This window comes from Vreelandella sp. V005 (genome assembly GCF_052645115.1).
Map to the genome: position 1 here is coordinate 1 of NZ_JBQXYA010000003.1, position 20,383 is coordinate 20,383.

Consider the following 20,383-nt stretch of genomic DNA (forward strand, 5'->3'; position numbering starts at 1 on the left):
GAAGAAAGACCGAAGAAAAGTCTTGGTGGGCTGACACCTTCAGCCTATGCCGAGCAACTGGTGATAAAACACGATAAAGTTACTTCTGACTCTAAACCTAGCTGCTACTGAAGATGGGGTGACGTCGCCCCTGCCACTCAGCATGTAATACATAGCGACGACTAAACAGTTAAAACTCAGCCAGCCAGCAGCAATCGTTAAGGTTATTGCCAATTTATGCGGATCCATAGTTGGTTTCCCGCTAGGTAAGTAAACAGTGGTTAGAATTTTTATAGTTCCCCTAAGCTCACTATAACTTACTTTTTATTGAACATACGAGCAAGTTCGATTCTAGCGGGCATAGCCATTGGTGGGAATATTGCCACAAGAAAGCCAAGACGACCCAGTAAAGGCTGATGATCCACCTCCTATGTTTAACACCATAAAAAGGAACCGTATTCGGTCCCCTTTTAACTCTCAATTACCAATCGATTAATCAATTAACCCAGCAATGAAAGAACGCTTTTGGGAATCTGATTGGCTTGGACAAGCATTGATGTACCAGCCTCCTGTAAGATTCGTGCATGCGTCATATTAGTGACCTCTAAGGCGTAATCTGCATCCTCGATTCTCGACTTAGCAACCCCCAGGCTCTCTTGCTCCTGCCCCAGGGTACCAATAGCAGATTCGAAGCGATTGTTGAGTGCTCCATATTGGCTTCGATAGTCATCGACTTGGCCCATTGCCTGCTCAAGCTTCTGCATCGCTTCCAAGGCCTTCTCTACAGGATCTAATCCTACCCCCTCAAGCCCCAAAGACTGGGTATCCGAGGGCGTGGGAGCGATCGTGATGGAATCCATTTTCTGCCCAACCCCCGCGCTTACCAGTATGTTTGTGGGCGTGCTAACAGGGGTCATCGCGGGCTCTGGCTCGTCATACTCAATGGGCATATCATCCCAGGTAGCGCTGGCATTGAAAGCGCCCTGGCCTACCACGAAAACAATTAGGTTTTCCGTTATCTTGTCGAAGGTAACTCGCTCGCGCATATTTTCCGACAGCCTGCCGTCGTTAAACTCTGTGCCAGCATCACCCGCCGTCGCCACAGCAAGACGATCACCGTCACCGCTATAGGTAATTTTCATACCATTGTAATCAAGCTGAACAGGCGGTGAATTCAGATCATAACTCCCAGCAGCGTCTTGGAGCAGGCTAGCATCGTAGGTGGCGCCTGAATTAAATCCATTGCCAGGCGTCAGTAGCGAAGTATTAGCAGAGGCGGCATCATCAACGTTTTGGAACTGCCAAACATAATCAGCGTTTCCGCCCTCGATAGGGGTACCAACAAGGTGCTGCCCGTCTTGCGTAAATATCTGAATATCATCGTCTAAACCAAGAGAGTCGATTTCCAGCGTCACGTTAGTAGCACCAGCAGGTATGTAAGACAAGGAGACCGTCCCAGAGGTGAAATTCTTAGCGCTAGGCCCTAGAAGCTCGGTTATATGGGGTGTATTACCTAGCTTAACTGGCAATGGGCGGGGCTCAGCGGGGGCGAGCGGGGTCTTGCCAAACGCCTCGGTACTGAATGCCAGCCGATCGATCTCCTCTGCAAGCTGCTGATACTCGGCATTGACCGAGGCACGATCAGCATCAGAAAGGGTTCCGTTTGCCGATTGAATGGCCAGTTCGCGTGAGCGCTGCAAAATGCTATTGATACTATCCAAGCCACCTTCAGCGGTTTGCATCAACGAGATGCCATCATTAATGCCCCGAGCCAAGGCCTTACCCGCCTGTAGATTGGACTCCATGCGGTTAGCTATTGCTTGCCCGGCAGCATCGTCCTTGGCACTGTTAATACGCAGCCCGGATGAAAGTCGCTCAACGGCACTCTCCATGGCGGACTGTGAGCGCTTGAGATGGTTTTGCCCGCTTAAGGCGAGCAGGTTCGTATTGATTACCGCCATCTAAGACATCCTTGTACACAATTTATTACATTGAGTAACGGCAGAGGTGATGGGAACTTTAGGGGACGATTGAGAAAATACTCAGGTTTTGTATTTTCCTTCATTTAACATCAGTGACTCACACATCGCGTAGTCAAATAAGCATCAATATCTATTGATCTATCTTTTGGCATAATAAATGCTTTAGGTTCATCGAAAATGATTCGACCTTCAGTCAAGAAGGCCAATCTATCAAATACGTAAATTGCGCCATTAGTTCTATACTCTTTACTAGCCTCTTGAGAGAACGAAACACTGATATCAAAACCTTTCAAACGCTATCTTCTGATATAATTCTACACCGTGCAGTTGGATGATCAATTTCGCATTCAGAAATAACATTATTTGTTTTTTTCCTTTTCAAAAAATTAATAGCTCCCTGAATATTGCATGCTTTTCTAACTAGTGAAGTTGGCTGAAGAAGCAAAGCACGTTTAGGATAAATTCCTATTTTAGAAAACCCTAACAAAGTATGTGCGACGACACCTATAGCACCAAGCCCTATTGACTTGGCCACGCCCACGCGAGTATTCGAGGAAAGCAGCATTTCGACTTTGGCACCTACGTTAAAGCCATCTTGCTCAATTAATTGCCAGATATTACCTAATTCGGGTGATAAATGCATGGCAGCTACGATGACCTGTAGCTCCAATTGAGTGTGAGCATCAATCTCTTTCATCAACCAATAAAGTAGCCCGTATTCAGCTCGCGTACCGGTAAAAACAGCGATCTTACGCATCAGCCTCTCCCTGTGTAGAGCTGACGCTGCTAGGCAGATTCACCACGCGCTCTTCGAGCCAACGCGCATTACTCAAATCACCAACAGGAGCATGGGCATACATCGGCAGGCGATTCATTAACTGCCAAATAGGGCGAGTCATCGCGCCTAGATCGTTGGTTATGCGTAGCAGCTCATCGCTATGTTTCTAATTTTCGCAGATCACGGCATTCAGCCAACAATTGCTGCGACATTCTTCTGGCTCAGTCACAAATTGATAACTGCTATCCTCCAAGCAAGCGGCATAATTGGACGCTAGCTGGCGTTTTTCGGTAATGAAAGCGTCGACCTGCTCTAGCTGGGCGCAACCAAGAGCAGCGTTTAAGTTTGGCAGGCGATAATTATAGCCAAGCTCATCGTGCACGTATTCATAAATATGCGGACGCTTGGCGGTAGTTGTCAGATACTTGACACGATGGGCCAGCTCTTCACTAGCCAAAATCATACCGCCACCACCGGTGGTCATCAGTTTGTTACCGTTAAAGCTCAGCGTACCCACCGAACCAAAGATACCGGTGAGTTGGCCAGGTAGAGACTTCCCAATGACTCGGCAGCATCTTTTACCAACGTAATACCCCACTGCTGGCAAACACGGACAAGCCCAAAAATATCTGCCGGGTGCCCGAATGTACACATCGGCAGGCACTGCCGACGACACTGCCTCTGATCAACACGGTAGGAGTGCGTTTCCAGCCACCTCGTGAGTGCGATTGGCGACAATCCCATCGTATGACGGTCAACGTCAATAAACAGTGTCATGCCACCGGTGTAAGCAATAGCATTACAGTTAGCTACAAAAGTTAGTGGCTGGGTAATAACAAGATCTCCTGGTTCAAAGCCTACCAACCTGAGAGCAACTTGCAGAGCCGCCGTTCCGTTGACCGTTGCAACGGCTTTCGGACTACCTGTGTAAGTGGCAATATCCTGCTCGAACTTGTCGACAAACGCACCTACGCTGGATACAAAAGTAGAGCCGATGGTTTCCGAAACATAAGCTTTCTCATTGTCGCGAACGACCGGCGTATGGAGGGGAATAAACGCATAGGTGTGATAGTGTTCGCGAATGAACTGGATCAGCGTTGACAGCATAGCGGCACTCAAACGTTATAAAGACTGGCTTAATATTTCGCCAGTTAGTACGGTTGAGAAAACCAATCAATATTTTTCTGTAAGCCGGTACGAATATCATACCGTGGCACAAAACCAGTCAGCTCGCGAATACGGGTGTTGTCCCCTCACAGGCGGAAAACTTTTGACTTACCTGGGCGTAAGCACTGCTCATCGGTGATGAACTCGACATCGCTCTTCATCACCTCGCGTATGATATTAAGCGTATCACCCACAGAAATTTCGTAGTTAGAGGCAATATTAACCGTTTCCCCAACCGCCGCATCACAGTTCGCCAGCGCCAAAAACCTCTGCAAGTATCTTCTACATAATTGAGATATCGGGTCAGCGACACGTCGCTAGCTTGATTTGGTTTATACCGCTAGCAATCTGACTGATAATTGTTGGAATGACTGCTCGAGCCGACTGCTGAGGGCCATAGGTATTAAATGGACTAGCAACCGTCACCGGCAAATCAAAAGTGTTATAGAAACTCATAGCCATAGCATCGGCAGCAATTTTAGAAGCACTGTAGGGCGATTGTGGCTGAAGCGGCTGCTTCTCATCAATTGGCACGTATTGCGCCGTGCCATACACCTCGCTTGTGGAGGTGTGAACCACTCTTTGAACGCCGTTGTCTAGCGCCGCTTGGCAGATATTCAGCGTACCTTTGATATTAGTATCGACATAGCTATCGGGCGCAACGTAAGAGTAAGGAATCGCAATTAAGGCGGCCAGATGAAAAACTACCTCAACATCTTTCGTAATGTACTTACAATAATATGGATTGCGCACATCCCCGTTAAGCACTTCAACCTATACTAAACAGTCAACATCTTCTAACCAGCCCCAGTTATTAAAGGAGTTATACTGAGAAAGAGCTTTGACTTTATAACCTTCACGGACGAGCAGTTCAGTTAGGTGAGACCCGATAAAGCCACCAGCTCTGGTAATTAATGCCGAACACTTAATCATCATAAGTTTCCGGTATAAATGAAGGAATTTTCATAAACTCGGCACTAGGTTGATTTAAGACTCGATAAGGAATCCCAAAATATTTACATTCCCAGGCAGTTGTAGTAAATGGCATAAGAATAATCACTTCTTTGGCACTAGCATAGGCTTGAATAATATTTCGGGCCTGAGTATCTACCTTAGCCCCAGGCATCAAAGCTAAAAGCTTCTTTTCTTCCTCAAGACTATATCCATGCTGTCGCCTAAACCTCATTACGACATTTACTCTCTCATCATCAGTAAGAGAATTATAAAATTCTCTTACCTTACTTTCATCATAATAATCTAAGTCTGTGCCAGCAATACCATCAGGCACAACTATCTTATGTGGACATATAACTAAAATTTCTTCAGGCTTACGCTTTACTTTTAAAAACTCTTTTTTCAGCTCAATTATTCGATGAGGCTTTTCGGGTATGGCTTTACCTAACTTATCTTCCCAGCCCCACGTAAAATATTTATCTGACATTCTCAACTCAATTGATGAACCAGAATGGGTAGGATCATCTCCATAATATCCCCCTCCATGTTGTTGTAAATATAAAGGTGTTCCTCGCTCAGCTAGAATAGCTGCCACAAGGCGATTTGTGATCGTTGGTAGCAGCGCAGAAAAAACAAATTCAACTTTACGCTCATACAAAACATTTTCTGAAGTTTCGTAAAGAGACATAAAATCTTCTAATAATTCTTTGGGCAAACATAATGCTAAGCTAGACCAAAAACCTTCAAATCCTTCAGCAGGACTGGTTACATCTAAATTTGCAATGCGATAACGCACATTCCAATCTACGTAACCCGCTGTAAACGTATCGAAACTGGGGAAGCTTACTAGATTTATCCCTTTGGCTTTAAACTTAGGCTTCCAGTATCGAATATTTTGCACCCCCAAGTTGTAAGCAAGAGGGGCTTTAGAGTTTTCATAATCATCAAGTATGGCCTTAATTTTTGTTTCTTTTAACTTAAGAAGATCAAATGACTCTGCATCTCCAAAATACTCTCTGCTCGCGTTTTTAGATATAATGTTACCTGCCACATAAGGAGACATTTCTCCAACTAATGTTTCTGTTTTATTCATGTAATCTCTAAAACTTTTGCACGGAAAATTTTTAAAGATCATATCTGCTTTAGGGTTGCTATTTAATAAACCATTATTCCACCGAGATAGGTAGCGGGGGACAAACCTTCTCCCTAAAAAGTAGTGTAATAGTATTTCCCAAAATCGCTCGGTCTTCTCCAAACCATGAATAAAATTCAACTCTTTAGTTAATACTTTTCGAGAGAACTCATAGAGCTCTCCTAAATTTTTCAACATCTCTTGAGTCGATCTTTCTCTAAGCTCTTGTGAAGGCTTTTTGTGAGAAACATTGTCAACTACGACATTATTTTTATCTGTAGAAAGGGAGGCTTCTTTTACTGCCAAAGTATCCAGATTACTGTAGTTGTATAATGTGTAACCCAGGCCAGAAAGATAAACACACAAATCTTTATATGCTTCTTTGGACAAGTGGGCTCTTTCAAAATTTATTAGCTGGGGTTGAGTTATTTCAATATTACAAGAATAAATGACCTTATCATCCATGCCCTCAGCATCGATTTGCAAAATATCGATTTGTCGCTCATCCCATGAAGCAGAATCGAGAATAGTCAAAAGATCATGAGATGGAACCTCAAGCCTTTCAATAGCATCCTCTATTTTGGTATTTTTAGGAAGATTCCCTTCCGCATGTTTAATAACATGTTTTTTGTCAAAAGAAGAAAAACCACTAGGCACGCGATAATTAGGTGAATCATGCAAATATCTTTTTGTGAACAAACCGTAGTAAGCTGGTTTGATACGATAAAGACTTAGCAGTGAATCAGGACCCACAGCATAATTAGCAATATGGGCACTAGGGTGAAGGCTATAGTTTTGCTCCAAATGTTCGATAATATTGCTTTGCGGTTCGATAAGAAGAACTTTAGTCTTATCTTTATTGCGCATAACAACTTCATAAATAGGGTCGTTGATGCACCCATCATTTGCCCCTACCTGAACAACTTTCGTGCAACTCTTACTATCAATAATTGCTTGCATATTTCGTGCATACAAGCCTGTATCGTTTACAGTTTCAACTTTAGCCTCAATATCATTACCATCCGAACATTGAGATAACACCTTCTGCGGACCGTCACTACCTTCACCATTTTCGGAGACACGCGGAAGTAAATCCTGCGCCTCAAGAAACTCTAACGCCTTCTTTTCACTCACGTCAGCTAATAATTCAAAGGCCATATCATGTGCCGCAAAACCGACACTTAAAATAAAAGCGAGCTTAGTCTTGCTGGTATCGCTGAGAGCCGCCATTCGCTCGTGACTGGGAAGAAATAATACATCAGCGCTTTCTTGCTCAGTAGCGCAGGGGGTTCGCGAGTTCAGCTCTTCTGGCAGATGACTGTAGTGACGAATATTGTGAAAACGATAAAAACGGAAATTATTTCGGCTCGCCCAGTGCTGCAATTCAGCGAGGCTGGGCTGTTTTTCATGGGTAAGCTGAAAAGGAATTCGGGCTTGAATAAGCAGCGTGTCACCGAGTGATTTTTTACCATTCTCCAGCACAGTTATGGCATCGCTTAACTCGTCAAGAATCAACCAGTCGAGGCTTCCTAAACCTTCAATACTATCTAGAGCTACAGAATTAATAGGTAGCTCAGCCAACGGTTTTGCACTTAATTGGTGGCGCTTGGGAAGACTTTCGGCCGGTAGCGGTGCCAGGGTACTGGTCATCTCTGGAGCCACACAGGCGTGCATCGTAGCTACTTTTCCATCGCCTAGCAGGGCGTGCTGGAATAACTGAATATACTCACTACCTTCGTACTGAGAGATATCCTTTATTTCGCTTGCGGGGTCAAACGCGACAATGCCAAAGGCTTTTGTAGCTGCCATCTGATCAGCAAGACCACTTTTGATCAAGCTGGCTCGATTGTCGAGCACCATAATTTTACCTTTAATTTGCCAGGTAAAGTTATCAGTAAGCCACAATTGATTATTTTTTGGCTCGTCGTTGCCCTGCTTGGTTCCAGTTTCAACTCTGGTCAACTGTTGTAAGGAGTTATCAACTTTGAATTCAGGCTTTGTTGTTCGGCCGGCTAGTCGCTGACGGTGCCGCTTCTTCTGGGTAATAGTGAAATCTTTATTACCAGCGCGCAGATTCACTAAAGGCGTTAAAGCTGTGAGCAGTCGTTCTGTAGCTCTATCAAGATGGTGCTTCTCGCTACCTACCTGCCAAGCGCGAGCAACATACTCTTGATAAATATCTTCACCATCGAAAAACCGAGTGACCGCCTCCACAAGCGGTTGAAGTTCGTCTTCACTCAATAGGTGTTGGTAGGGCTCTTTATAACACTCATCTGGAAAATCAAAGGCGATACCGGCGTTGCCTATCATTTCCGGCATGCCACCACGATTGGTGATCAGCGCAGGAATACCGTTCAGCATGGCCTCGGCAAGCATGCGCCCGGAACTCTCCCACCATAGGCTAGGCGCTAACAATACGCGAGCTCTACTGTATGGGCCGCGCATATCGCTAGTGTTGGGGGTCACTACCACATTGTTTAAAGTGCTGCGCTGCTCCCCCATTCGCCGGGTGGTTTCCCTCAAAACGGCAGGCCAGTCGGCTCGGGCCTCCACCACTTCAAGCTCAATATCGGGCCTTTCTCGCTCCAGCTTTTCTGCCAACTGTACAAATATGCTAGCTCCTTTTTGCCAACTTGGATTAACAAATAAAAGGCGCTGGCGTTCATGATGCTCAGCGATAAAGTTTCTCGGAGCAATAAACTTGCCCACCGGCTTAGCGATATAACCGACTTCTTTACGATACATATCCGCTGTTGCTTGGCTGTCGGTAAGGATCAAATCCACATCACGGCACCAGCGTGATGCTTTATAGTTACCGTTGGCCAAGTAAAAAGCGACAGGAATACCTCGATCACGGGCCTCATCAGCAATCAGAATATCGAGGGTTTGACCGCCATAGAACCACACAACATCTGGCTTAAATGAATCCAGCATGTAGAGATACTGGCTATACCAAAGACCTTCTTCATGCGTCGTAAAATGATTGCGATTGTGACTGTAACTGACGACTAATTGATGCGTTAGCGGACCATCATCGGCCTCAATCAATTGATGCAAGTGAGCGCTCAGATCTAAAAATTGTTCTTTGAGCCGACCCATTCCTTTGGGGTTATCAAAAACAGTTGCCCCCAGCACCTGAACCTCATAGCCGCGTGCCACCAGTTGTATCAACATTTGGCGAACAGTCATGCTGGCCCCGCTAGAGGTATCCAACAGACAATAGGGATTAGCCCAAAGCAAGCGGGGTTTGCGTTTTGAAGTAGCGGATGCGGGGTTTGTCTTAACCATGAAGTGACTCACACAGAAAAATGGCAATCTAGCTAGATTACCTTGCTAGGGCAGTTTGCAAAGGTACGAATGCGCGGGTATTTAGGTGGGTGTTCTTTCGATCACAACTACTTAAAAACAGCAAATGGTGGCTTAGCTACCAATGACTCACGACAATTTTGTTTAATATATTATTAGAAACTCCTCAACAATGAGATTAATAGGCCAAAAAAACGGGGCCAACTGGCCCCGTCGTTACTTTCTTTTTCAGATCTGCGGCGAAACCTATTAGCCCAGCAGCGACAGTACAGACTGTGGTGTCTGGTTAGCCTGTGCCAGCATGGAAGTACCGGCCTGCTGAAGGATGTTGGCACGGGTCATGTTAGAGACTTCAACAGCGTAGTCAGCATCTTCGATACGCGATCGGGCTTCAGAGAGGTTGGTAGACGTTGTCGCCAGGTTATCAATCACCGAATCAAAGCGGTTCAGCGTTGCACCCAAGGTGGCACGATTGGTATCCAATGTCTTAGTAGATGCATCAACGGCATCAATAACATTCTGGAAATCATCATGCGTAACTGCACCACCAGAACCAGTGCCAGTAATTACAGTGGCACCACCAGAGACTGAAAGCGAACCACTTGAGCCTGTAGTCAAGCCAAGTCCTACTGTCGTAGCGTTGACTGTATCCACTTCAATAACGTCTTGAGCGGTAGTGTTGGAACCGACCTGAATATCTAAGGTAGTGCCGCCAGAACTCAGCAGATTGGTGCCGTTGAAGTTATTACTTCCCGCCACACGATCAATCTCAGCCAGGCGCTCGTTGATCTCTGTAGTAATGGCAGCCCGGTCGTCTGCAGTATTGGTGTCGTTGGCACCCTGTACCGCTAGCTCACGAATACGCTGCAGGTTGTCGTTAACTTGGTCAAGGCCGCCTTCCATGGTCTGCACCAGGGAGATACCGTCGCTAGCGTTACGGCTAGCCTGATCCATACCTTTGATTTGGGCCGTCATTTTGTTGGCAATAGCTTGACCAGCAGCATCGTCAGCGGCGCTGTTAATGCGCAGGCCAGAAGACAGACGCTCTTGCGCTTTAGCCAGCATGTCCTGAGATTTAGACAGGTTGTTCTGGCCAATCAGGGCGGTAATGTTAGTATTGATTACAGACATGTGAGTGCTCCTCGAAATTTAACTGGCCTGTTGGCCTGCTTTGCGGCACTTGCGTTGCCGTTATTATAATTAACGGCAGATACACCTATTTCTTTAGAAAATTACTCTTTTTTATGCTTATGACGGCAAATTATTTAGCTGCTGTTTCGCATAGCGCCAAAGCAGGCTTAATTGCAAAAACGGGGCCTATTGGCCCCGTTACTACTTCTTTTGAAAATCACCGACGGTATTAGCCCAGCAGAGATAGTACAGACTGCGGCGTCTGGTTAGCCTGCGCCAGCATGGAAGTACCTGCCTGCTGAAGAATATTGGCACGGGTCATGTTAGACACTTCAACAGCGTAGTCAGCGTCTTCGATACGCGAGCGGGCTTCTGAAAGATTGGTAGACGTCGTCGCCAGGTTATCGATTACCGAATCAAAGCGGTTCAGTGTTGCGCCCAAAGTAGCGCGGTCAGTATCCAGTGTTTTAGTAGACGCATCAACGGCATCAATGACGTTCTGGAAATCGGCATGCGTAATTGCACCACCGGATCCCGTACCAGTTAATGTAGTTACACCGCCAGAGGCTGTAATAGAACCGCCTGAGGACGTAGTGAGACCAAGTCCCGCAGTAGTTGCATCAATCCGCTTAACAGTGATGACGTCTTCAGTACTGGTATTGGAGCCAACCTGAATACTTAGTGCGCCAGTAGTTCCGCCACTAGCTACATTGAGCAGATTAGTACCGTTGAAGTTATTGCTACCCGCTACACGATCAATCTCAGCTAAGCGCTCATTGATTTCAGTTTCAATGGCCGCGCGGTCATCTGCGGTATTGGTGTCGTTGGCACCCTGTACTGCTAGTTCACGAATGCGCTGCAGGTTGTCGTTAACTTGGTCAAGACCGCCTTCCATGGTCTGCACCAGAGAGATGCCGTCGCTGGCGTTACGGCTAGCCTGATCCATACCTTTGATCTGGGCCGTCATCTTGTTGGCGATGGCCTGGCCAGCCGCATCGTCAGAGGCGCTATTGATGCGCAGACCTGAAGACAGGCGCTCTTGAGCTTTAGCTAGCGAGCTTTGAGCGTTAGATAGGTTATTCTGGCCAATCAGGGCGGTAATGTTAGTGTTGATGACAGACATGTGAGAGCTCCTCGATATTTGACTGGCCTGACGGCCTGCTTTGCGGCACTTGTGTTGCCGTTATTATAATTAACGGCTGACACGCCCGATTCTTTAGGGAAGATCGCTCTTTTTATGTAAAGTGCTGTAACTTATTTCGTTACTTTTCTGGTGGTATTAAATATGCATTTTTTAGCGGTAATCAAAAATGTCATCACTAATGGCGCTGATTACGAAAGTATTCTACATACAAAAACGGGGCCTGTTGGCCCCGTTATTACTTCTTTGGCATTACCGGTTAAAGGTATTAACCCAGCAGAGACAGCACCGACTGCGGCGTCTGATTAGCCTGCGCCAACATGGAAGTACCGGCCTGCTGAAGAATATTAGCGCGCGTCATGTTAGATACCTCCACCGCGTAGTCAGCATCTTCGATACGCGAGCGGGCTTCAGATAGGTTGGTAGATGTCGTCGCCAGGTTATCAATCACCGAATCAAAGCGATTCAGCGTAGCACCCAACGTTGCGCGGTTGGTGTCCAGAGTTTTAGTAGCGTTATCTACGGAATCAATCATGCTCTGGAAGGCTTGATGAGCACCACCGCTAGCAGCGCTTACAGCAGTAGAGTCAAACGTAGAGCCTGTAAGTGCAGCATTACCAGAAGCAAGTCCTAGCCCTGCAACTGTGGCATTAACGGTCTTCACGGTAATAACATCTTCAGCGTCAGTATTAGAGCCAACTTGAATGCTTAAGCTACTGCCAGCGCCAGAATCCAGATTCAACAAATTAGTGCCGTTAAAGTTATTGCTGCCAGCAACGCGATCAATTTCAGCCAAACGCTCATTGATTTCGGTTTCAATCGCTGCGCGATCATCTGCAGTGTTGGTGTCGTTGGCGCCCTGTACCGCTAGCTCACGAATACGCTGCAGGTTGTCGTTAACTTGGTCAAGGCCGCCTTCCATGGTCTGCACCAAAGAGATACCGTCACTAGCGTTACGACTAGCCTGATCCATGCCTTTAATCTGGGCCGTCATTTTGTTGGCAATGGCTTGACCAGCCGCATCGTCAGAGGCGCTGTTAATGCGTAGGCCAGAAGACAGACGCTCTTGCGCCTTAGCCAGCATGTCCTGAGATTTGGACAAGTTGTTCTGGCCGATCAAAGCAGTAATGTTAGTATTGATAACAGACATGTGAGTATCCTCGAAATTTAATTGGCCTGATGGCCTGCTTTGCGGCACATGCGTTGCCGTTATTATAATTAACGGCAAGCCAACCAATTTCTTGAGAAGAAAACCGCTTTTTTTATGTAAACTACTGTAACTTTCTAGCTACTTTTTTGCATCGCGTTAAGTATGCAGAGGACAATAGCCATTAAAGGTTTTGAATATACTCGCCTCCCTACGCAACGCTTGAATGTGGTGCGCCCTGCGCAACCTTTTCACAGCAACGCTCTTAAATGCAAAAAGACGGGGCCTAATGGCCCCGTCATCACTTCTTTTAAAACACTACCGAGATATTAGCCCAGCAGAGAGAGTACAGACTGCGGCGTTTGGTTAGCCTGTGCCAGCATGGAAGTACCGGCCTGCTGGAGAATATTAGCACGCGTCATATTGGACACTTCCACCGCGTAATCGGCATCTTCGATGCGCGAACGGGCCTCAGAAAGATTCGTAGAGGTTGTCGATAGGTTGTCGATTACCGAATCAAAGCGGTTCAGAGTCGCACCAAGAGTTGCGCGATTGGTATCCAACGTTTTAGTTGCGTCATCTACGGAGTTGATCAGGTTCTGGAATTCCTGATGTGTAGCGCCGCCTGATACATCTGCAACCACAAACTTACTATCAGCACCTACGGCCGCCGCTGTGCTACCAGACACAGTCGATGTTGTTTCAAGACCGAGACCAGTAACAGTGGCATTAATAGTATCAACTTCAATAACGTCATTGGTTGAGGTGTTGGAGCCAACCTGGATATTCAAAGTGGTTCCACCGCTGCTCAGCAGGTTAGTACCATTGAAGTTATTGCTACTAGCGACCCGGTCGATTTCTGCCAAACGCTCGTTAATCTCGGTAGTAATAGCGGCACGGTCGTCTTTGGTGTTGGTATCGTTGGCACCCTGTACCGCTAGCTCACGAATGCGCTGAAGGTTGTCATTTACTTGGTCAAGGCCGCCTTCCATAGTCTGTACTAGAGAGATACCGTCGCTGGCGTTACGGCTAGCCTGGTCCATGCCTTTAATTTGTGCCGACATTTTGTTGGCAATCGCTTGGCCAGCCGCATCGTCAGAGGCGCTGTTAATACGCAGACCAGAAGACAAACGTTCTTGCGCCTGAGCCAGCATGCCTTGAGACTTAGACAGGTTATTCTGGCCGATCAGGGCAGTAATGTTAGTGTTGATTACAGACATATGAGTGCTCCTCGAAATGTAACTGGCCTGGTGGCCTGTTTTGCGGCACTTGCGTTGCCGTTATTATAATTAACGGCAGGCCCACCAAGTTCTTTAGATAAAAACGCTCTTTTTTCTAAAAAATACTGTAAATAAATTAGTTACTCTTCTGCATAGAACCCAGCATATCGAATTGCTGAGAGAGGTAGCTGCTCATAGAGTTCATTTGCGCAATCAGGCCATCTAGCCCAGCAAACTGCTTACGGTAGCGTTCAGTACTCCGCTCAATACTCGCCTCCATACGAAGTTTGCGCTGATCCAGGCTATCAACCCGCTGCTCGGCGCTATTGACCGAACTTTGAATAATGCCGTCCTCTGCAGTGATCGCCTCAAGCGTTGCACTTAACCGCCCTGCGAAACCACCCTCTTCCGTTTCACCCGCAAAAAAGGCGGATAGCCCTTCAGGATTATTGGCGACTGCCTCATCCAACTTAGTTTCATCGACTTTTAAACGGCCGCGCTCATCAATGGCAATACCCAGCTGAGAAAGCCGTGAAATATCACCTGTACCAAGGTTATCGGTGATATCTCGGCGCAGACGATCTTCAATAGTGCGAACGGTGCGATCACCCACCAACTCGCCGGAGGTCTCGCCTTCACCGTTGTATGCGGTCATACGCTCAACGGTAGATTTCATTTCGTTGTAATTACTGACAAACGAATCAATCGCCTCTCGCAGTGACGCTTCATCACGCTCAATAACTAGGGTGACAGGGTTTGCAGAGGCCTCTGTAAGATCAAGCGTAACGCCCTGAATAGCCTCTTCAACGCGATTGGTTTTACTGGTAATGGCGATGCCATTAACATTTAATTCAGCATCCTGGCCTGCACGCACCGTGGCCGCGTCCATGGTTAGTGACGCTAGTCCAGAGAAACCGGTAAGCGAAGCGTCCTCTCCCGTCTCTTTGGAAGTCAGCGCTAAGCGGTACCCCGTGCCGTCGTTAACAAGGGAAGCCGTGACACCTGCTTCTTTATCCGCATTGATCTGGTCGCGGACGTCAGCAAGGGTACTGCCTGCGGCAATAGTGACGTCATAGCTTGTTTGTGTTGTGCCAGCACCAAAGTTAAGCGTCAGTGCCGTATCCGTTCCGGTTAGCTCTTGATCGAGCGCCACGCTATTAGAAGCAGCGCTGCCCGCGCGAGCCAGCTGCGTAACGGTAATTTCATAACGCCCCGCATTAGCGGTTTCGCCTGCAGTGGCCAACACGCCGTCGCCGGTTACCGTGCTTTTTTGCTGCATGAAAGAAGAGGGATCATTCAGCTTGGCAATAGAGGTTTGCACCCGATCCATTGCTGATTCAAGGCGCCCATAGGCAGAAATTTTGGTTTTCTGCGCACTCTGCTGCTCTAAAAGAGGGACAAGCTTTTGGCGTTCGGCCGCTTTAAGCTGATCCACCAAACCAGCAAGATCCAATCCAGAACCTACACCCAGTGCGGTAATTGAGGCCATTTGGTTCATTCCTTAAAAGTAGTAGAGATACGCGTCTAGGTTATTTATCGGCTACGGGCGAATAAACTTTAGCGGTGGTGTTTATTAAAGCTGTTCTAAGCCATTGCAAAAAAAAGCCCAGCACAGAGTGCTGGGCTTGGGGCATGCCATCAATCGGGAGTATTGATCGATTTAGCCTTGGTTTTGCTGGCCCAGCACTGCGAACTGCTGGGTAAGATAGGCGCTGGTTTGATTCATTTGTGCCACCATACCGTCCATTGCTTGAAACTGCGTGCGATAACGCTCTACGGTTTGTTCAATACGGCTTTCAGTCGTGGCAAAACGGTCTCCTAGGGAAGCAACGCGACTTTCTGATGAGCTAACTGCGCTTTCGAGACGTCCCCCCGCTCCAACAAGACTCTCAATTGCCGAGACCATTTGGCCTGCCATGCCGCCCTCTTCACTGTTCCCGGCGAAAAAATTAGCGAGCTGATCCGGCTGAGTAGCAATGATGTTATCCAACTGGTTTTCATCAATGGCAAGCGTGCCATCCACTTGCAGTGAGATACCTATATCGGATAGCGCGTTAAAACCCTCTCCCCCGACAGTGCTACTGATGGTTTGACGAAGAGTCATCTCGACAGCGCGGGTCGTCGCATCTGCGTTAAGCCCCGCCGCCTGGCCCGTTTCAGGGTCAAAAGCAGTCAAACTGGTAAGGGTCTCTTTAAGCGTGTTGAAGTCGTCAACAAATGCCGTGACCTTCTCGCGCATCGCCTCGTTATCCTGCTCGACAGTTACCGTACTCGCCGCGCCCGCTTCAGATAAGTTTAAGGTAACGCCCTGAATAGCACCTTCCACTTGATTGGTGGCACTAACGATATCGATTCCATTGACGTTAAACGCCGCATCCTGGCCCGCTTGAATTACCTGCACATCGGAGGTTTCTACGCCAGCGGCTAAAATGTCTGCAAAATTGGTGCTCTGTATACTTGCGTCTGCGCCGGTATCAGCCGCATTGATAGAGAGCCGATACCCTTCACCATCGTTGATAATCGAGGCGCTTAAGTTACCATCGCTCTGTTCATTGATAGCATCACGTATATTTTCCAGTGAACTGCCATCAGCAATGGTAATAGTATTTAATGCGCCATCAGCAAGCGTAAAGTTAAGTGACTGCTCCCCCGTCACGATGCTCTCAACTGCCGTTTCAAGACGCTCCGTCACTAAAGTACTTGCCGTCGCCAAACGCTCAACCTGCACTTCATACTGGCCTGGCTGAGCCTCATCGGTACTGACAGCACCAACAGCACTACCCTCGACATTAGTCGTCAGGCTTTCAAATGAAGAGCCATCATTGAGCGCTTGAGCAGAGCCCTGAAATTGTTCAAGCGCACTTTGCAGTTTTCCATAGGCTGATATTTGCGTTTCTGCAGACTGGATTTGTTGTGCTATGGGCGTGAGTTTACTGCGCTCAGCATCTTGCAACTGATTCAGCAAACCATTCAGATCCAGCCCAGAACCTATACCGAGTGATGAAATGGAAGCCATAAAATCAATGCCTTTGTTGAATACGTTTTGCTACGCTCACTGCTCCACATTCCCGTCTATGACGAGCAATGCGTGACACTAATACTTAATATAGTTACCTTAAAACGACGGACAAGTGAATTACAACTTAAGTATTAGACATTTTTTCTCGTACTAAATAATTTACACTAATTAACAGTTTGCAATATAGCGGCCCTTACACAATTAAACAATCAAGTTAAATCATGCCATTAATAGCTAACGGAAAAGTTTTTATCCGTTCTTATTAATAGAAGCTACAAATAAACACAGTCGGTAAGCCTAATGCACAAGCAGTGCTTGCCAAAGAGCACCCTATCAGGATTAGCCGTCCAGTCAAAAAGCATGAGCGACCCGCGATAGACCTTGGTCTAATATCGATCTTGGTCTATAATGCGCTGCAACAAGCCCAACTTGGTGCTAATTGCAGGAGAACACGCGATGCCTCCAGAGATCATGCCTTCCGAGCTGACTAGCGAACGCCCTGCCCAGCCGAATCTTGGGCTTACGACTGCGGCCAATGTTCAGCGTAGCCTTCGCCAGTGCCTGTCGATTGCCGCTGAACTGCTTTACGACCATGGCCATGTGCTCGAAACCATTACCTTACCCCAGCGCGGCTTAGCCCGCCGTGAGCTTGTCGCGCTGAGCACCGCGGCGCCTACTTGGGCAACCTGCCAGCAAGTGCTGGAAGCCAGCGAAGCCGCCACCTTTAATGAGTACGGTCGCTTTGTATTGACTGGCATGGGCCGTGAGATGATGTTCGATATGTTTGGCCAAGGTGCTGCTGATTGCGCTTGAGCCTATACGTTTTAATTATCCTGCCCATAAAAAACCGCCTACAGCATTATGCTTGTAGGCGGTTTTTTTTGGCTTAACGCTGGTATTGCTTCTCAGACGTTAGCGCAGGCCGAGCATCGAAAGAATGAACAGCACAACCACGATTAGGCCGATAATGTAGATGATATTACGCATAGGGCGCTCCTTGCTTATTGCGTTTCAGGGAAAATCAAAGAGTTGTTTAGCTTTGAAGTAACACCCCTAGAGTAGCAGCCCTGCCCATATTTTGCCTAATCACATCTAACCACGTTGGCGGAACCTTCCACGCTGGCTACTTTCGAACTCATACCAACGCCCGCGCTAAACCGCCAAGCTCGGTTACCATTCACGCAGAGAGGTACTTCTATGCGATCACTTCTACTGCTGGCATCCACCGCTTGCGCGATGTTAAGTGCAGCGTCGGCTTCTGCAGCAGCACCGAGTGCTACTTCGCTGGCGTCACTAGAGAGTGACACGGCGGCATTAAACCGCGTCCACAGCGTGGTCATCGCCTACGACGGCGAGATTATTCACGAGATTCATCAGGGTGGGCCGGGCGTTGCCTCGCCGGCCAACATCAAATCGCTCTCAAAAACCGTGTTGGCGGCGATCACTGGCGCAGCGATTGAGGCGGATATTATTGAATCCGTCGATCAGCCCATGGTGGCGCTGTTTGGCGAGCATCTTCCTCGCGGGATCGACCCAAAGGTCAGCGAGATCACGGTGGCCCACCTGCTTGCCCAGCAAGCGGGGCTTGAGCGTACCTCCGGCAGCAACTATGGCGCCTGGGTGGCCAGCGACAACTGGGTTAACGATGCGATGACGCGCCCGTTTGTGGATGAGCCGGGTGGGCAGATGCTCTACTCAACCGGCACTAGCCATCTGCTTTCCGCCGCGCTCACCCACGCTAGCGGCGAGACCACCCACACACTCGCCCAACGTTTGCTAGGCGATCCACTCAATATCACTATCCGCCCCTGGTTACGCGACCCGCAAGGCATCTATTTTGGCGGCAATGATATGCAGCTTTCGCCACGCGCCCTGATTGAGGTGGGCGAGCTATACCGCAACCATGGGCTAGTCATTGACGACGCAGGGAATGAGCAGCGCGTTCTGCCTGAAGGCTGGGTAGAGGCGTCGTGGCAGCCGCGCGGCACCTCTCGCTGGACCGGAGATGGTTATGGCTTTGGTTGGTTTATTACCCAGTTGGCGGATGAAGACGTTTACTACGGACGCGGCTACGGTGGCCAAGCGCTGTTCGTGATTCCTGAACGTGAAATGACGATAGTGATCACCTCAGACCCTACCCCACCCTCGCCGGGCGGGCAGTTCCAACAGCGATTGAATGGGCTGGTGGAAGGGTTGCTATCCGCCAATGCGCAGTCGCTTAGCCAGTAAAGGCAGGCTCGCTTACTCGTCTTTGTGGCCCAGGCTCATCAAATAGAGCGCGGCCGCCAGAGCTAGCACTGAAAGCGCTAGGTAGATGGCGTCCAGGGGCGTGGGGGGATGAAGCCTCTGACATGACGAAATTCTCTTATTAGAAAAAATTCATTGCGATCAAAGCACAGGTAGCGCCAAACAGCGCAAACCCTAGCAGCAGCGCCACGCCATCCCGGGCTACCAAGCCTAACCCCAGCAGCGTCAGCGCCAGCCCAGCCCCGTTGGCTGAAAAGGGAATGAATTCCATGGGTGGCATGGCCAGTGCGATGAGCAGACACACAAGCGCCGTCACCCGGATCCCGATATACCCCGTCAGCCATGGCAGGCGAACCCGCAATAGCCCGTCCACCCAGCGGGCGGGCTTTTTCATGTAGTGAATGCCTTTATCGAACTTTGGCCGTGAAATGGAGCGCTTGAGCAGCCATTTAGGTAGCCAAAATGCTTCACTACCCGCTAATAGCTGCACGGACACCAGCAGTACCAAGGCGGCCATCAGCGTGGGCATGCCGGGTATATCGCCAATAATCGGCGTGAGGGTAATCAAACCCGCCAGCAGCAGCAGTGGCCCAAACGAACGCCGCCCCACGGCATGCACCACATCATCAACGCTGACTCGCGAAGCGTCCTGCTCCATATTCTCGATCGAGTCGATTAAGTCCATTAAATCCGAGTCTTCGTTGCGGTTATGCATCGTGGTTATTGCGCTCCTCTATTTGCAGTTTGGTGCGGATAAAATCGCTATGGCTGACATACAGCAAATCCGCCAGACGGCGAATACGATGCTCTTCTAGCGAATCGACACTGCCGTCGGCCCAGGCCAATTGCCACATTTGTGCCACCAACTCACAGCGCTGCTCGTAGTTATAGTGCTCTTTGATCAGACTAACGAACTGATAGTGGTCGACGGCTTCATCCACTTCCGCCTGGGCAAGCGTCATGAGCTCTTCAACATCACGCTCACTTAGCCGGTAGCGCGCCGTTAGCATGGCGCGCAGTGCGACAAGCTCCTCATCGGTGGTGTCGTAGTCCGCGCGGACGATTTCACACAGCAGCGCGGCAGTGGCGAGTTCCAGCGTCAGCGTTTGGTTCTCGCGCTGTTCGGGTTGCGCCAGCGTACGCTGAAAAAAATCGTTAATAGCGTTCAGCATTAGAGTCT

Annotated in this window: 15 protein-coding genes and 2 pseudogenes; 2 read left to right on the forward strand and 15 right to left on the reverse strand. The window is 48.3% G+C overall.

Annotated features, from left to right (window positions below; all coding sequences use genetic code 11):
• Positions 1-479: 479 nt before the first annotated feature.
• The 13 genes and pseudogenes from ACUN8H_RS08620 to fliD (ACUN8H_RS08680) all read right to left on the reverse strand — a co-directional run bounded on the left by ACUN8H_RS08620 (position 480) and on the right by fliD (ACUN8H_RS08680) (position 16,953).
• Positions 480-1,940 (reverse strand): flagellin N-terminal helical domain-containing protein, encoded by a 1,461-nt coding sequence (locus ACUN8H_RS08620; RefSeq protein ID WP_445531732.1) that lies wholly within the window; start codon positions 1,938-1,940, stop codon positions 480-482.
• 310 nt (positions 1,941-2,250) lie between these two features.
• On the reverse strand, positions 2,251-2,718 hold the full coding sequence (locus ACUN8H_RS08625; RefSeq protein WP_445531733.1) for a hypothetical protein: 468 nt from the start codon (positions 2,716-2,718) through the stop codon (positions 2,251-2,253).
• Positions 2,711-2,860, reverse strand: coding sequence for a hypothetical protein (locus ACUN8H_RS08630; protein ID WP_445531734.1), 150 nt, complete (start codon positions 2,858-2,860; stop codon positions 2,711-2,713). Before ACUN8H_RS08630 ends, ACUN8H_RS08625 begins: the two co-directional genes overlap by 8 nt.
• Before the next feature lie 45 nt (positions 2,861-2,905).
• Positions 2,906-3,846, reverse strand: a pseudogene (locus tag ACUN8H_RS08635) (DegT/DnrJ/EryC1/StrS family aminotransferase).
• A gap of 146 nt (positions 3,847-3,992) precedes the next feature.
• Entirely contained in the window at positions 3,993-4,181 is a 189-nt protein-coding gene (locus ACUN8H_RS08640; protein ID WP_445531735.1) for a hypothetical protein, read from the reverse strand.
• A 28-nt stretch (positions 4,182-4,209) separates the two neighbouring features.
• Positions 4,210-4,842 (reverse strand): annotated as a pseudogene (locus ACUN8H_RS08645) (GDP-mannose 4,6-dehydratase).
• Entirely contained in the window at positions 4,832-9,181 is a 4,350-nt protein-coding gene (locus ACUN8H_RS08650) for a glycosyltransferase (protein WP_445531736.1), read from the reverse strand. Before ACUN8H_RS08650 ends, ACUN8H_RS08645 begins: the two are co-directional and overlap by 11 nt.
• Positions 9,182-9,547: 366 nt before the next feature.
• Entirely contained in the window at positions 9,548-10,429 is an 882-nt protein-coding gene (locus ACUN8H_RS08655; RefSeq protein ID WP_445531737.1) for a flagellin N-terminal helical domain-containing protein, read from the reverse strand.
• 229 nt (positions 10,430-10,658) lie between these two features.
• Positions 10,659-11,552 (reverse strand): flagellin N-terminal helical domain-containing protein, encoded by an 894-nt coding sequence (locus ACUN8H_RS08660; protein WP_445531738.1) that lies wholly within the window; start codon positions 11,550-11,552, stop codon positions 10,659-10,661.
• Between the two features lie 286 nt (positions 11,553-11,838).
• Entirely contained in the window at positions 11,839-12,720 is an 882-nt protein-coding gene (locus tag ACUN8H_RS08665; protein WP_445531739.1) for a flagellin N-terminal helical domain-containing protein, read from the reverse strand.
• A 326-nt stretch (positions 12,721-13,046) separates the two neighbouring features.
• Positions 13,047-13,937 (reverse strand): flagellin N-terminal helical domain-containing protein, encoded by an 891-nt coding sequence (locus ACUN8H_RS08670; protein ID WP_445531740.1) that lies wholly within the window; start codon positions 13,935-13,937, stop codon positions 13,047-13,049.
• 136 nt (positions 13,938-14,073) lie between these two features.
• The gene (fliD, locus tag ACUN8H_RS08675) at positions 14,074-15,426 is read right to left on the reverse strand and encodes a flagellar filament capping protein FliD (protein WP_445531741.1); all 1,353 of its coding nucleotides are present in this window, start codon (positions 15,424-15,426) and stop codon (positions 14,074-14,076) included.
• A 171-nt stretch (positions 15,427-15,597) separates the two neighbouring features.
• Entirely contained in the window at positions 15,598-16,953 is a 1,356-nt protein-coding gene (gene fliD, locus ACUN8H_RS08680; protein WP_445531742.1) for a flagellar filament capping protein FliD, read from the reverse strand.
• Between the two features lie 474 nt (positions 16,954-17,427).
• Between fliD (ACUN8H_RS08680) and ACUN8H_RS08685 the strand changes: the two genes are divergently transcribed.
• Both ACUN8H_RS08685 and ACUN8H_RS08690 read left to right on the forward strand, forming a co-directional pair.
• Positions 17,428-17,769, forward strand: a complete 342-nt coding sequence (locus ACUN8H_RS08685) for a hypothetical protein (protein ID WP_445532175.1) — start codon at positions 17,428-17,430, stop codon at positions 17,767-17,769.
• A gap of 384 nt (positions 17,770-18,153) precedes the next feature.
• On the forward strand, positions 18,154-19,185 hold the full coding sequence (locus ACUN8H_RS08690) for a serine hydrolase domain-containing protein (protein ID WP_445531743.1): 1,032 nt from the start codon (positions 18,154-18,156) through the stop codon (positions 19,183-19,185).
• Positions 19,186-19,324: 139 nt separating this feature from the next.
• Here the strand turns inward: ACUN8H_RS08690 and ACUN8H_RS08695 are convergent, their stop codons facing one another.
• Both ACUN8H_RS08695 and ACUN8H_RS08700 read right to left on the reverse strand, forming a co-directional pair.
• A complete protein-coding gene (locus ACUN8H_RS08695; RefSeq protein WP_445531744.1) occupies positions 19,325-19,918 on the reverse strand; it encodes an exopolysaccharide biosynthesis protein in 594 nt (197 codons plus the stop codon).
• Positions 19,911-20,375 carry a tellurite resistance TerB family protein gene (locus tag ACUN8H_RS08700; RefSeq protein WP_445531745.1) on the reverse strand — a complete coding sequence of 155 codons (465 nt, stop codon included), beginning with the start codon at positions 20,373-20,375 and terminating at the stop codon, positions 19,911-19,913. The genes ACUN8H_RS08695 and ACUN8H_RS08700 overlap by 8 nt, the downstream gene beginning before the upstream one ends.
• Positions 20,376-20,383 lie beyond the last annotated feature (8 nt).